Genomic DNA, 14,595 nt, shown 5'->3' with positions numbered 1-14,595 from the left:
TCTATCGCTTCTGCCGCTCGATATGCTCACGCATCTCATATTGCTGGGCCTGGGATTCGGGATCCTCCGTCAATTCAGTCGGCTCGAACACCTGCCGAAGCTCGATCTGCCCCGCGCCATACCCGTGAGGGTCCGGCATGCGCATCGCCCACTCGATCGCCTCTTCCCGCGATTTCACTTCGATCAACGTATAGCCGGCGATCAGTTCCTTGGCCTCGGTGAAGGGCCCGTCCGTCACCTTCGGTTTCCCTCCTGGCTCCGGATACGAAATCCGGATCGCGCCTGAGCTTGGATGCAGTCCGTCCGCTGCGAGCAGCACGCCGGCCCGGGCCAGCTCCATGTTGTACCTCATCATGGCGTCAAGCTGCTCCTTGCTCGGCAGCACACCCGCCTCGGAATCCTCGGTTGCTTTTACAATCATCATAAATCTCATGGGAAGTTCCCTCCTGTTATCAAATAGGACCTCGAAATCGGGCCTTTACTAGTTCAACGAACAACCGACTAGGGAATCGACATGGCAAAAACATTTTTTAGAGAAAAAAATCAACTATCAACCATTTCGTGAGTAAACGGAGGATTCCTTTTATAAAAAAGACAGCTAGAGAGATTTATTGCTCGGCGACATTGTCACGTAAAAGGGGCCTCCCGCTGGGAGTCCCCTTTGTCATATCAAAAAATATCCATGCTCAAATACCGTTCGCCCGTATCCGGCGCAATGCAGACGACCCGCTTTCCTTCGCCCAGCCGCTCGGCGACGCGCATTGCGGCGAATACCGAAGCGCCGGAGGACGGCCCCACAAGGATCCCCTCCTTGCGGGCCAAGTCCCTGGCCGTCTGCAGCGCATCCTCGTCCGCAATCTGAATAATTTCATTATAAATGCCGGTATTCAGGATCTTTGGCACGAACCCCGGACTCGTCCCCACCAGCTTATGAGGACCCGGCTGCCCGCCGGAAAGCACAGGAGACCCTTTGGGTTCCACGACCGCAATATGCAGGTCCGGCAGATGCCTCCGCAGCTCCTCGCCCGTGCCCGTTACCGTTCCGCCGGTGCCGGCCGTAGCGACAAACGCATCCAACCGTCCTTGGGTCTGCTGCAGAATTTCCGGGGCAGTCGTGACGCGATGAATATCCGGATTGGCTGCATTCTCAAACTGCTGCGGAATGAAGCTCCCGGGGATCTGCTCCCGCAGCTCAAGGGCCTTCGCAATCGAACCCGGCATGCGCTCGCTGCTCGGCGTCAGGACAACCTCGGCCCCGTAGGCCTTTAGCAAATTGATCCGTTCCTTGGACATATTATCCGGCATAATGAGGATGGCGCGATAGCCTTTAGCAGCGGCGATCATGGCAAGCCCGATGCCGGTATTTCCGCTGGTCGGCTCGATTATGGTGCCGCCGGGCTTAAGCAGGCCCTGCGTTTCCGCCGTATGGATCAAATTGTAAGCGGCCCGGTCCTTCACGCTGCCGGACGGGTTGAATTTCTCCAGCTTCACATAGATCTCGGCCGCCCCTGGCGGCGCGAGACGCTGAAGCTTTACCATCGGCGTCTCCCCGATCATATCGGCAACGCTGTTATAAATGTTGGCCATGATGCTTCATACTCCTTATATGTTCAAAAATTATATTCAAAAATAATTTTACCGCGGTTTCTGCCATCCATTTATCTAATAAAGGTAATAAGCTTACTCGGATTATAGGAGAGTTTCCTCTCGCTTGTCAATGAAGCTGTCTGCTGAGAACGTCCATACCGGACAGCCGCCAAGCCCGCTTTATGGTATGCTGTTCATGAGATTATCCCGATCGGGGATCCGTAATCGCCATACGGCCCCTTGTTTGATCACGGATAAGAGGAAACCTTGTTCACATATGTGGCAACTATAACGAACCGAAGATGGTATATAGCCATTGTACAATAGAGGAGGCGCAAGAAAGCGTGAATACCCCGCTGTCACTGCAACACCAGCCGATCCTCCTGCTGGATCGGACCGACGATTTGAATTCAGATGATGTGCTGCTCCATTTTGCATTGGATGAGCTGTTATGCCGGCAGGCCGGAAGCGGCGGTCCTGCCATGTGCCATATGTGGCGCCACCCGAGGGCTTTTGTGCTGGGCGCGCGGGACAGCCGTCTTCCGCAAGCGCCCGAAGGAGAAGCATGGCTCCGCTCCCTCGGCTACGACACCGCCGTCCGCCACTCCGGCGGCGCAGCCGTGCCGCTGGACCCCGGCGTCGTCAATGTGTCCCTGATCGTTCCCTTTCAATCGGCCGGCCCGGCACCGGACTTTCATCAGGACTTCGAGCTGATGGTTGCGCTGATCCGCCAAGCGCTTCAAGGCACGGAACGGCAAATAGACACCGGCGAAATCGCAGGCGCCTTTTGCCCGGGAACGTTCGACTTAAGCATCGACGGCCTTAAATTTTGCGGCATCGCCCAGCGGCGGCAGCGGAAGGCTTTCATTGTCCAGGCTTTCGTTATCGCGGAGGGGTCCGGCAGCGAGCGTGCCCGGCTCGTGCGTGCCTTTTACGATATCGCAGCCGCAGGCGCCGACCCGAAGCTGTACCCGGTCGTGGAGGATACCAGCACCGCCAGTCTGGAGCAGCTGACGGGGATCGGCACGGGCGAAGACGCCGTACACCGCTTTGTCGACGATATGCGGAAGGTGATTCGGAGTTGGCAGGCGGATCAGGATTTGACCGAAGCCGCCGCCTCATTCGCCATGCCGGAGGCCGAGAGCATCCGTACGATGGCCATGCAGATGCGTCAGCGGTATCAGCGAACAGAATAACTTTCTTTTTACAAAAAATTAAAAGCGGTCATCATCCAACTCCCTCCCAATCCGGCAGGGAGTATTCGGCATGCCTGCTCCTCATCCGCTCGAGGCGAACGATAGCTTCCTCCCATCCCCTCTTTAATCCCGCCGCAGCTCGCTTACCTCCTTTTGATATTTCCGCACCCGAAATTACTTCTATTTTACAAATCCCCCATGAACGATGATATGGACTTAACATTTCCAGCTTACACTTGTCCTATCGAACATTTAATCATGAGGGGTGGATTAGTTTGAGTAAAACGATGGACCGCAAAACCTTCCTGTCTTATCTGGGCACCGGCGCAACCGCGCTTGCAGCTGCTTCCGCCGGCTTAGGCGTTCTGGAGGGCAAAGCTTCCGCGATGTCGGGAACGGCCAATCATCTGTTCGGATTCAAAACAAACCGCGTCAGCGGATATTTCGATCCGATCGAGCCTACCAAGGCCGACGAGCTCGTCCTGCCTAGAAATTTCAAATACGACGTCATTGCCGCATTCGACGACGTGATCAATCCGGCCGGCGAAAAATTCGGCTCCGGCTGCGATTACAACGCCTTTTTCCCGATCAACGGGTCCAATGTCCGCGGTTTGCTGGTCAATAACCATGAATATTCCACCATCTTCTCGATCGGCCCGGTGAAAGACGGCAAAATGACGGCCGAACAAATCGAGAAAAACTTGTATTATCAAGGCATGTCGGTGATCGAGGTGTACCGCGACGAGAAGGGGGTATGGAAGATGGACACATCCTCCAAGCATGCCCGCCGCATTAACGGTTTCACCAAATTCGACATTACCGGCCCGGCGCGCGGCATTCCGGCGCTGAAGGGTGCAACGACGGCAACCGGCACGTTCGCCAACTGCTCCGGAGGCGTAACCCTCTGGAATACGGTGCTGTCCTGCGAAGAGAATTTCGAGGAAACCGCAAGCATCTCGGGATTGCCGGAAACCCATTACGGCTGGGTCGTCGAGGTCGATCCATTCGATAAATCCTTCCTTAAAAAGCATACGGCGCTCGGAAGATTCAACCACGAGAATACGGCAATGGGTCTTGCGAAAGACGGCCGGGTCGTGGTCTACATGGGTGATGACAAGAAGGATGCCTGCGTGTATAAATTCATCAGCAACGGCAAATACGACAAGAGCAAGGGACGCGCCAACTCCGCCCTGCTGGAGGACGGCACGCTCTACGTAGCCAACCTGAAATCCGGCAAATGGCAGCCGGTCACGCTGGAAGAGGTGCTGAAGGCGGCAGCCGACGCGCCGGAGGTTAAAGGCAAGTTCAAGTCCCAAGGCGATGTCGTCACGTATTGCCAGGAAGCCGCCCGCCTCGTAGGCGGAACGCCGACGGACCGTCCGGAGGATATCGAAATTTCGCCGTTCGACAATACCGTCTTCGTCTGCCATACGAACAATGACAACCACGGCAATATTCATGGCCATATTACGCGGATCTTCGAAGCCGGGAACGATCTGGCAGCGCTCGAGTTCGATTTTGAAATCTTCGCGGCAGGCGGCCGGCAATCGGGCTTCAGCTCCCCGGACAACCTGGCGTTCGATTCCAACGGCGATCTGTGGGTCGTGACGGACATCTCCAGCAGCAGCCAAAATAAAGGCGTGCATAAATCCTTCATGAATAACGGACTGTTCGTTATTCCAACGAGCGGACCGGATCAAGGCAAAGCGCTGCAGTTCGCCTCCGGCCCGGTGGAATGCGAGCTGACAGGCCCGTTCTTCTCGCCGGACGAGCAGACGCTCTTCCTGTCCGTACAGCATCCGGGCGAGAACACGGAGGATCTGAGCAAGCCGACCAGCACCTGGCCGCACCGCTCGGGAGAGAACATGGCGCGCTGCGCAGTAGTCGCCATCAGCGGCTTCAAGCTGGACTAATCTCAACTATAGATAGGAGCGATAGTCATGCCGTTTGGCAATATCGGAATCGGTGGCTTAATCTTGATTTTAATTATCGCCTTGATCATCTTCGGGCCTTCCAAGCTACCTGAGCTGGGACGGGCATTCGGCAGAACCCTAAGCGAATTCAAAGGCGCAACCCGGGGCTTGGTGAACGGGGATGAAGAGAATGAGGACGGAAAGAAAGACGATGCTCCTAAAGCGGCTGCTGCAGCGGGCAAGCAAGGCAGCTAACCCGAACGACCAGAGCGCGATCGAGCATCTTGAGGAAATGCGGAGGCGCCTGATCCGCACCCTGATCGCGTTTCTCGTTGCGATGGTGGCCGCCTTCATCTACGTCGAAGAGATTTACCGCTGGCTGGTTCGGGATATGGACGAGAAGCTTGTGCTTCTCGGTCCTTCCGAGGTCATGTGGGTCTACATGATCATCGCCGGCGTCGTGGCGCTGGCCGTCACGCTTCCGGTTGCGGCCTATCAGGTCTGGAAGTTCGTGCAGCCGGCGCTGCCGGATGGCGCCCAGCGCTCCGCGCTGCTCCTCATCCCGGTCATTAGCGTGCTGTTCATTGTCGGGCTCGTCTTCGGCTACTTCGTGCTGTTTCCGATGGTGCTGCAGTTCATGCAGCGGATGGCGGAAGGCCAATTCGAGACGATGTACACGGCTCAGCGGTATTTCACCTTCATGATTCATATGACCGTCCCGTTCGGATTCCTGTTCGAAATGCCGGCCATTGTCGTATTTCTTACCAAGCTTGGCATCGTGAATCCGCTTCGGCTGGCCAAGATGCGCAAGGCAGCCTACTTTCTGCTCTGCATCGTAGCCGTAACGATCACACCGCCGGATATCATGTCCGACCTGATCGTGATCGTCCCGCTGTTTCTGCTGTATGAGATCAGCGTATCGATCTCCAAAGTCGTTTACCGCAAGCAGCTGCAATTATCGCCTGCAAGCGGAGGCACATCCTGATCCTTCAGCTCCCCCTTGAAGGATGATACCCATGGAACCCGCGAATCTGCTCCCTTACCTAAGTAAGCGGCAGACTCGCGGTTTTTTTCGTATTCGCTCCGCCCAGACAAGTTTATTTTCCCCTTTCTCTGCAGCTTCTGGAAAGAATCCATCAAAACTTTTAAATGATGCATTGATTTATGAGGCAAGTTCTCCTAGTATTTTTAATAGATCATTTAACGGCTCGGCAATCCGGCAATTGCTTCGCTGTCTTTATGATAGCGCTATCACGGTGCTATTAAATAACGGGAGGCCTGCAAATATGAAATGGAATCACTTCAAGTCCAAGCTTTTGGTTAAGTATACACTCTCATATATATCCATTTTCCTGATCCCTCTTGTTATTTTGACCGTCATCATTTATCACAACGCCGTTAAAACCTTACGTTCGGAAATTGAGCAGACCAACGTCAATCAGCTGACCCAGGCCAAAACAGTCATCGACGACCGTATGAAGGAGCTGCAGGATATCGCATTCCGTATCGCCTACGACGAACAGTTGACGCGTTATTGGACGCACCATCCGTATTACAGCCGGGAATCGATTGGCGCCCTGGTCAAATATAAAGCCACCAGCTCGATTATCGATGAGCTGTTCCTGTTCTTTCGCGGGGATAATAATATCTATTCTTCCCAAGGTCTGGAGAACCTCGACGTGTTCACCGGCCGCTACAAATTCAACACCTGGAACAAGGAGGATCTGATCCGGGACTTGAATACCGTGCGCCTCCCGACGATGCGCCCGGCGGAGCAGGTCATCCAGGGCACCCGGGGGCAGAAATCCATGCTGGCCTATCTTGTGCCGATCGCCCCGAACAACACCCCTGCCCATGGAACCGTCATGTATTTGATCCATGAATCCAATTTGACGGGCTTGATCGATTCCATCTTGACCGATTACCATGGCATGACCTATATATTCGATAATAACGGCCAGGTGCTGGCCGCCAATCATCACGGTGACACCATTACGAAGAACGACGTAAAAGCTCTGTTTCAATTGGAGCCCGGTACGCACAGCCTGTCCCTGAACGGAGAGACCCATTCGGTGGTTTCCGTCAAATCGGATGACGGCTGGACGTATGTTACGGCTATGCCCAGCAGCCAGTTTTTCAGCCGCATCGTCCACATTCGGACCTTTGTTGTATTGGTGTTCTCGTTCGTTGTCATCATGGGTACCGTCCTTGCGATTTTACTGGCCCGGAGGCAGTACCACCCGATCTCCGATCTGATGGAGTTCGTGCGCTTGAGAAATGTCCGCAGCCTCTCCGAGCCCCCCTCCCAGACCAACGAGCTGGACTGGATCAAGAAGACGCTGCATGACTACAGCAAGCGCGTTGACCTTCAGGAGCCTTACGCGCGCAACCATATTCTGCTGATGCTGCTGAAGCACGGACATACCGGGGAATTGCCGTCCGACCTGAAGGAGCAGCTCGGCATCCGCTTCAACCGCTCCCATTATTTCGTCGTTACGATGGGCTGGGAGACGCATGCCCTGCCCGAGGCGGATCCATCAGGCGGCTGGCCGCTGATGCAGCTGATGAACGAGGTCGAGCTGCCGGAGCTGACCGCCCATGCGTACGGAGTGGAGCTGCCGCAGCCTGACCGGCTTGCACTCATCGTCGGATTCAATGCCGATACCGGGCATGAGGCCAGCCTGAACGGCATCATGGAAGCGATCGTGGAGGCGCTCCGGTCGATGGTTATGGAGCACGCCGGCAGCCCGCCTGTCATCGGGACCGGCAACCGCTACAGTCATCCGGAGCAGCTGAACCAGTCCTACATTGAGGCTTCCACCGCATTTGAGGCCTCCATGCTTCACGGTCAGGGCAGCACCACCTTCTTCCATGCGCTCTCCGGAGCGAAGGATTCCTCCTCCTTCTGGGTGCCGAAGGACGTGCTTCTTAAGCTTGATCAGAGCTTGAAGCAGGGCAGCTACGACGTGGCTGCCCGGATGATCTCCACCGCGCTGGACAGCTTGAAGGAGGAAATGCCTTCGGTTCCGCTGCTGCGCTGCATCTGCTTCGACATTTTGAATACGCTGCTGAAGACGGCCTCGGAGCTCGGCATGCACCATGTCGTTCAAGAGCTTCCGAGAATCACCTCGTACGACTCCCTGGAGGACCTGGAGAAGAAGCTCGCCGGTCTCGCCGCCGACATCTGTACCCATGTCGAGGCGAAGAGCGAGACGGAAGAAAGCTCCTTGATGGACGAAATCGTAAGCTATATCGATGCGAACTATTCGGATTATGACCTTAGCCTGGGAACGATCTCATCGAAATTTTCGATCTCCTCGTCCTATTTCAGCCGCTCCTTCAAGGAGAAGGTCGGGGTGAACTTCACCCAATATATCTGGCAGAAACGGATGGACGAAGTCATCCGGCAGCTACTGCATACGTCCGATCCGTTGAAGGACATTATTTCGCGGGTCGGCTACCTGGATACGCCGAACTTCATCCGCAAATTCAAGAAGGAAACCGGCTATACGCCGGGACAATACCGCAAAATGCACAGCCAGAATGGAAGTGCCGACGCCTCGGATGATGAGGATGAGGAATATATCGGGTAGCCGGTTGCTGCCTGCATGCACTACAAACAAAACCTCCCCTGAAGCTCGTAAGCTTAGGGGAGGTTTTGTTTGTGCTCATATGTCCAAAGAACCATCCAGGTATCCCTGGATTCGCAACGCGCACATTGGGCATGTGCCGTCTATCTTGGTATTACGGAGCCTTCTGTACGGCCTATTCGATTGCTCGGGAACGGGCCGATTATTTGCTCCCCAGGCCTTGATGCATCGCATCCAGCAAGCGTCCGGTCTTGTCGCAGCCGTATTCCCAGAACATGATGCCCGCCAGGCCCTCGTCCCGGACATAGCCGCATTTGCGGCCGATCGACTCTTCATCGTCGTAGGAAATCAGACTTGAGCCGTTAAACAGAAACGGTGCGCACGCCTCGTCGTCCCAGTACCGGACATAGCCGTTCTTGTCGATGTAATCGGCGGCAAGCTCGGCGTAGCCTGGCCCGTAGCCGCCCGTGGTACCGGCCATCTGGTGCAGACCCCGGTTGCGGTCCGGAACCTCGCGCCACATCCGGGAATAGAACGCTGCCCCGATCACGATTTTCTCCTTCGGCACGCCGGCGCGCACGAACAGGTTCACGGAAGCATCGACGCTGATCCGGAACAGATCGCCGGACGGCGCATACAGATTCGTATGATGCCCGGTGAGGATCTGAAAGCCGCCGCGCATGTCATACGTCATCAGCTGGACGAAGTCCAGATACTGCTGGACCTGATCCATCTCTGTGCCATCCACATAATATTGGTCGGCTCCCGCCGCGATCGTCAGCAGATAATGGCGGCCATCGCGCTCGCCCTTGGCATCCAGCGCTTCGCGGATCGCCTTCAGCAGCAGCGTGAAATTCCGCTTATCGTCCGGGCTCGAAGCAATGCCGGCTTCGCCGTAGCAAGGATATTCCCAATCAAGATCAATCCCGTCAAACGGATGCGATTCCAGCACCCGGACGGCCGAAGCCGCCATGCGGCTTCTTCCTTCTTCGGTGGAGGCCGCTTCGGAGAATCCCCCTGCGCTCCAGCCGCCGACGGACAGGAGCACCGTAAGGCTGGGATGATCCCGCTTCATGGCATGCAGAACCTCCGCGTTCTTCAAATGCTCCGTCGTAATTTCATCATTCCGAACATGGCCGAAAGCCACGTTCAGATGGGTCAGCTTCAATAAATCCTCCCGCTTCATTTCCGGAAGAACGGCATCAACGGCATAGCCTGCCACAATATATTGCTTCATGTCCCTTCGCCCTCCAGCTCTCCATTTTAAGAGGTTATTCCCGATAGTATGCGCAGCGCTTCCTTGCCCGTGCCGATCTTATACCCCGAAGCCGTATACCGGATTTGATCCTGGCTGTCCAAGACGAACAGATGCGGAAATCCGGCTTCGCGGGCCGGCGAATTCGAGATGAAATCAGGCAAGGCCGAGTAGCTTGCATCACGTGCAAACACCGTTCTCCGCGCCAGCTTCGGATAGCTGGCAGGATCGAACGAGGCCGTCCATTCCTTATCTCCGATCACTAGGACAATCGGAACGTTGAGCTGATCCAGCGGCTCCGCCAGCTCGCTCAATTCGCGGAGCAAATGCTTTGTCGGCTCGCGCTCCGGCTCAATCCAAGCGGCAATCGCACCCTTTGCCCCCAATAGGTCTCCCAGAAGCGCAGCCTTTCCATCAAGCAGGGCCAGCCCATGCTCGCGCGTAAGTGTGCCCAGCACCGGAATTTCTTCCCGGGTATCGCGGAACGTCAGGGAGACCGTAGCGGTCCCGTCCGCACGGACGGTAAAATAAGTGCAGCGCACTCGAACCGTGCCGTCCTTGAGACGGACGCCGGTCGTTAAGCGATAAGCCCCTGCCTCGACCTCGAACGGATCATCATATACGTTAGACATGCCGTATGGATAAATCAGCGTTTTATACACGCCATTCGTAAGGCGGGCGAGCGAAAAGTTCTCGCCGTAGGAGGCGGACGGCGCGTCCTGTCCGGCATTCGAATCCTTTAACAGACGCAAGAGACCCCATCCGCCGGCTTCCCGATTCGCCTCACGATCGGCGCTGCCGGCAGCGTCCGGCTGCAGCGAAGCCTCTTCCCAAGCGCCGTTATGCCAATACTGCGGCTTCTGCTCGCTCGGGTGCAGCCGCGCCGGGATGCCCAAGCTGCGGCAGACGGCGACGAACAGAATGTCCAGCGACTCCGAATCGCCCTTCCGCAATCGGAAGGTGCCTGCCGGGTTGCCTTTCCCCTTCAGATTAGGAAGGTCCTCCCACAGCTCGAAGCCATCCGCCAGGCGGTCTGCAAGCTTCGCCGGCGTTTCTCGGAAGGCTGCGATCTCTTCAGGAGTAAAGGTCCCCTGGAACAAACGGCGATACGGCACGAGCATTTCAAACGATACGCGCGGACAGAGAATGTATGGGACGAACAGCTCCTCCGCCCAGCTCCCTTGATGCTCCATCGCACCGGTCAAATGATCGTTCAGCGTAGGCCGGAAGGTATCGATCAAGTCCTTTTCGTTCAGAGATTCCAAGAGCCGCAGCGGCCACTCGCCAAACTCCCCAGACTGCTCTTCAAGGAAAGCGGCAATCTCTCTGCTGTTGCCCCGGGCTTTATGCAGGACGTCCCACACCCGCTCCGGCGGCAGCCCGAGTCCGCGGGCGATGCTCTCCGCCTCCTCGGCTTTCAGGAAGGTATCCTCGTATTCGGTCCGGATCCTCGTCCCTTCCTCCAAGCGGCGGTTATGTCGTTCCAGCTCCTCCTCGGACGGCTGTTCATCGGCATCCCCCTGAGCTTCGGGAGGAGGAACCATATCGAAATCAACGGTACCGACCGGCTGCGCGGCTTCGGCGACCACGATTTGCACCTGCTCTCCGTCCCCGGCGCCCAGCTTATGCTCGCCCCAAGCGCCGTCTTTCACGACACGGATCAGCACGTCGCCATAGCCTGTCTTGAACGAAGCTTCCCCCTGCTCATTGGTCGGCAGAATCGCAATCGGATACAGCTCCGCCATGTTATACAGCTCGAAACGCACTTCGGCGCCGGCCACCGGTGCCCCGTTGTTATCCTTGACTTTGACATGGATCGTGCGTGTTCTTGCATAATTCTCGAGCAGATTGATTTCGGTGAACCACTTATCGGCCAGCGTAATATCCTCCGGTCCCGGATAATCGGCGAAAATCCGGGTGTTAATCAGCATCGCCCGCCGTGCGGGCGGACTGAACCAGCCTTGATTCAGGCGGGCTTCCGGCTCGCATGCGCCGATGTAATACCACTGCCCGTCGGCCCATGCCTCCACCCAGGCATGATTGCTGTCGCAATGGGCCCAGCGCGGCGTATATACCTGACGGGCCGGGATGCCGATGCTGCGCAGGGCGGCTACCGCGAGCGTGGATTCCTCGCCGCAGCGTCCGCGCGCGTTCCGGATCATCGTCAGCGGCGATATCGTCCGCAGGTCGCTCCCGATGTACGTTGCCTTCTCATGGCACCAGTAATTGGTCTCGAGAATGGCATCCTTCATCGATAACCGCGAAGTTCGCTCTGCCAGCGCATCATATAGAATGCCGCGGGAATCCTCGATATTTTCCGTGTTGACGCGGTAAGGCAGCACGAAGTGCAGGAATAGATGATCCGGCACTCGATTTCCCCAAGGCACCTGCTTTCGGATCGCCAGCGTCCGGCGCACATGGCTGAGGAACAGCTCCCCGTCGTAATCGGCCATGTCATTCACCGGCATGTAGGCGTATAGATACTTCAAAGCCCACGTTTCCTCTTCGGTCAGCTCTTGGTCAAATATGCCGAACAGCTCCTGCTTTCTGGCCTCACCCAGGATCAGCTTCTCTTTGAATTTCGCCTCGATGGTCTCCCGCATATCGGGTTCCAATGAAAATGCGGAGGTTTGAATGGTCATATCGGCTTTCACTCCTTCCACAGCTTCCCGTCTTCCCGTATACAGATCACGGCGCTGCCGTCCGAGGACGGTGCGGTGATCTGGAACAGGCCGCGGGTCGTTTCGATGACGGGCTCGATGCTCCATGAATCCTCGCCCATCAGCAGCTTCAAATCCTTTGTGAATTCGCCATGCCCTTCGTAATAATTGCGCTCGCGGTAATAGAGCTTGCGGAGCTCCCATTTGATCCGCTCGTCTTTTGGCAATTCAAAGCCCGAGCCCGCTTCGCCCTCCGCGAAGACGACGTAGCCCCACAGCTCCGGATAATGCATATTGATGATGCCCATCGGCGACCAGACCCAGTTGTCCTCCGGGTATGGCTTGCCTGTCTCCGGATTGAGCACCTTGCGGTATTCGCCGTCCTGCACCTCTGTCCGCCATTCCACGCGGGAGAAGTTAACGCGCCAGAATTCACCCGGCACCGGCGGACGCCCCTCCTTCGCGCATTCCCGCAGACTGCTCCAAGGCATCGCCACTTCCACGCTCCACTTCCGGTTATCCGCCCCGGGACGGTTCAGCTCTCCGTCGATATGCACGGCGGTCTTTAGCCCTGCGATATCCCAGCCGTTGACCGGAGGCCCGCCGTCCCGGTACGGCTTGACCAGCAGCAGATCCCATACGGTATTCAGCGCATTGATTTCGAACTCGTAATATTGATGACTATCCCCGTCCGGATCGATAAAAATCTCAAAATCATTGTCGTAAAAGATCACCGAGTCCCGCTCGGTCAGCGTTGCCCAGATCTGATCCTCGATCAGCTCCGCCGCGAAGTAGAAATACTCGTCATCCCACAGCATTTTGACCCGGGTCCGCTTTTCGGGCTTCGGCCTAAGATCCCCCTCGATATCCACGAAATCCTCGGTCCATTCCGCCGCTTCCCAGAACGGCTTATCGATCCGTCCATCCAGCTCAAGGGGCTCCTTCGCACGACGGCATATGTAATGTTTCGGAGCATATTCGATCTGCGGCTCCGGCACTCCGCTTCGGTTCATTTCATTCCCTCCGTTTGACCCGGGAGGAGGCGCCGGCTGCATAACCCGCCCTCCCGGCGATTGTTTAGTTATGGGTGACAACGGCTCCGGAGCCGCCGTACATCTCCAGCTCTTCGTCAAACTCAAGTTTCAGCACCGTTACCTGTTCATGAGCATCTTCCGGAGTCATATGGATCCAGGTCGTTCCCGGAATGTTGAACCATGGCACCCCGCCATGAATTTCGTGGGTCAGCTCCTTGCCCGAATGCAGCACCGTAATCCTCTTGATCGGGTTGCAAAGACCTTTCAGGCATACATTCTCCTTCGGATCGTCATAGACGAACAGGTACAGCGTCTTGCGGTCTTTCGAAATGGTGCTTCCCCCCAGATAATAACGGGTCATGATGCCTTCCCCGGTTCCGAATACGGCCTCTTCATGCGTCCGGATCCAGTCGCCCAGACCGAGCAGAATGTCCTCCTGCCGCTTGTCGATCGTGCCGTCTTCCCGCGGGCCGATATCGAGCAGCATATTGCCGCCCATCGAAATGCAATCGCAGAACATCCGAATGATCTGATTCAGCGATTTGTACTTGTGATCCGTCGGCACGTAGCCCCAGGATGTATTGATGGTCGTGCAGAATTCCCACGGCCCCTCCGGCCTCGTGATCGGAATGCCCTGCTCCGGCGTCTTGTAATCGCCATGCCCCTGAAGCCTTGAATTGATGATCAGATCCGGATTAAAGGACTTTAAATAATCCTTGAATGCCGGCAGGTTCCACTGCTCGGCGCTGCGCTCCCAGTCCCCGTCGAACCACAGCAGGTCCACCTTCCCGTAATTCGTCAGAATCTCGCGCAGCTGCTGATTGTTAAATTCAAGGAACCTCTGCCACCTCTCCTCATCCTGAACGCCGTCCACCGGGCTAGAGAACCGGTTGACGCTCCCGAGGTCTTCCGGAACGCGGCCTCCTTCATACACGGTCGGATAGTCCGGATGCGACCAGTCGATCAGCGAATAATACATCCCGAGCCGAAGCCCCCGCTTCGTCACTGCTTCGGCATATTCCTTGATAATATCCCGCTTCGCAGGCGTCCGCTTGACCACATTCAAGTCGCTGTACTGCGTATCCCACAATGCAACGCCGTCATGGTGCTTTGTCGTCAGCACCGCATATTTCGCGCCGGATTTCTCGATCAGATCCGCCCAAGCCTCGGCATCGAATTTCGATGCCGTAAAGCCGTCCAGCTGTTTCATATAATCCTCATAGCTGATCCTTCCGTTATAGAAGGACCAGGATTCGGAGACCCCGTCCACCGCGTAGATGCCGTAGTGGATAAAGATCCCCAGCTTCGCCTCCTCAAACCATGGCTGCATATTGTCCGCACCTTTCCACGATGTACTTGT

General features: G+C 56.4%; 11 protein-coding genes. 5 read left to right on the top strand and 6 right to left on the bottom strand.

All coding sequences use genetic code 11. From position 1 onward, the window contains the following. Position 1 precedes the first annotated feature (1 nt). Together MKX76_RS24465 and cysK are read right to left on the bottom strand one after the other, a co-directional pair. Positions 2-433 carry a YciI family protein gene (locus MKX76_RS24465; RefSeq protein WP_007128900.1) on the bottom strand — a complete coding sequence of 144 codons (432 nt, stop codon included), beginning with the start codon at positions 431-433 and terminating at the stop codon, positions 2-4. Positions 434-669: 236 nt separating this feature from the next. Next, a complete protein-coding gene (gene cysK, locus MKX76_RS24460; protein ID WP_341034750.1) occupies positions 670-1,587 on the bottom strand; it encodes a cysteine synthase A in 918 nt (305 codons plus the stop codon). A gap of 344 nt (positions 1,588-1,931) precedes the next feature. Between cysK and MKX76_RS24455 the strand changes: the two genes are divergently transcribed. The 5 genes from MKX76_RS24455 (at position 1,932) to MKX76_RS24435 (ending at position 8,289) form a co-directional block, all read left to right on the top strand. Next, positions 1,932-2,783: a lipoate--protein ligase family protein gene (locus MKX76_RS24455; protein WP_341034749.1), complete on the top strand. Its 852-nt coding sequence runs from the start codon at positions 1,932-1,934 to the stop codon at positions 2,781-2,783. A 287-nt stretch (positions 2,784-3,070) separates the two neighbouring features. Further along, a complete protein-coding gene (locus MKX76_RS24450) occupies positions 3,071-4,696 on the top strand; it encodes a PhoX family protein (protein ID WP_144879900.1) in 1,626 nt (541 codons plus the stop codon). A gap of 27 nt (positions 4,697-4,723) precedes the next feature. Further along, complete coding sequence (tatA, locus tag MKX76_RS24445; RefSeq protein ID WP_007128904.1) at positions 4,724-4,951, top strand: twin-arginine translocase TatA/TatE family subunit; 228 nt, start codon at positions 4,724-4,726, stop codon at positions 4,949-4,951. Next, positions 4,887-5,681: a twin-arginine translocase subunit TatC gene (gene tatC / locus MKX76_RS24440; protein WP_260843065.1), complete on the top strand. Its 795-nt coding sequence runs from the start codon at positions 4,887-4,889 to the stop codon at positions 5,679-5,681. Before tatA ends, tatC begins: the two co-directional genes overlap by 65 nt. Before the next feature lie 301 nt (positions 5,682-5,982). After that, positions 5,983-8,289, top strand: coding sequence for a helix-turn-helix domain-containing protein (locus MKX76_RS24435; protein ID WP_144879836.1), 2,307 nt, complete (start codon positions 5,983-5,985; stop codon positions 8,287-8,289). 199 nt (positions 8,290-8,488) lie between these two features. On the opposite strand, the gene MKX76_RS24430 is transcribed toward MKX76_RS24435, so the two are convergent. The 4 genes from MKX76_RS24430 to MKX76_RS24415 all read right to left on the bottom strand — a co-directional run bounded on the left by MKX76_RS24430 (position 8,489) and on the right by MKX76_RS24415 (position 14,565). After that, a complete protein-coding gene (locus MKX76_RS24430) occupies positions 8,489-9,523 on the bottom strand; it encodes a glycoside hydrolase family 18 protein (RefSeq protein WP_144879837.1) in 1,035 nt (344 codons plus the stop codon). A gap of 26 nt (positions 9,524-9,549) precedes the next feature. Further along, entirely contained in the window at positions 9,550-12,183 is a 2,634-nt protein-coding gene (locus tag MKX76_RS24425; RefSeq protein ID WP_144879838.1) for a transglutaminase domain-containing protein, read from the bottom strand. 8 nt (positions 12,184-12,191) lie between these two features. Continuing rightward, a complete protein-coding gene (locus MKX76_RS24420; protein ID WP_144879839.1) occupies positions 12,192-13,214 on the bottom strand; it encodes a carbohydrate-binding family 9-like protein in 1,023 nt (340 codons plus the stop codon). A gap of 64 nt (positions 13,215-13,278) precedes the next feature. Next, positions 13,279-14,565 (bottom strand): alpha-L-fucosidase, encoded by a 1,287-nt coding sequence (locus tag MKX76_RS24415; RefSeq protein ID WP_144879840.1) that lies wholly within the window; start codon positions 14,563-14,565, stop codon positions 13,279-13,281. Positions 14,566-14,595 lie beyond the last annotated feature (30 nt).

The organism is Paenibacillus sp. FSL R5-0810 (assembly GCF_038002285.1).
Taxonomy (GTDB): Bacteria; Bacillota; Bacilli; order Paenibacillales; family Paenibacillaceae; genus Paenibacillus_AQ; species Paenibacillus_AQ lactis.
Note: the sequence above shows the minus strand (reverse complement) of the source record. Positions and strands in the feature narration are given on the sequence as shown.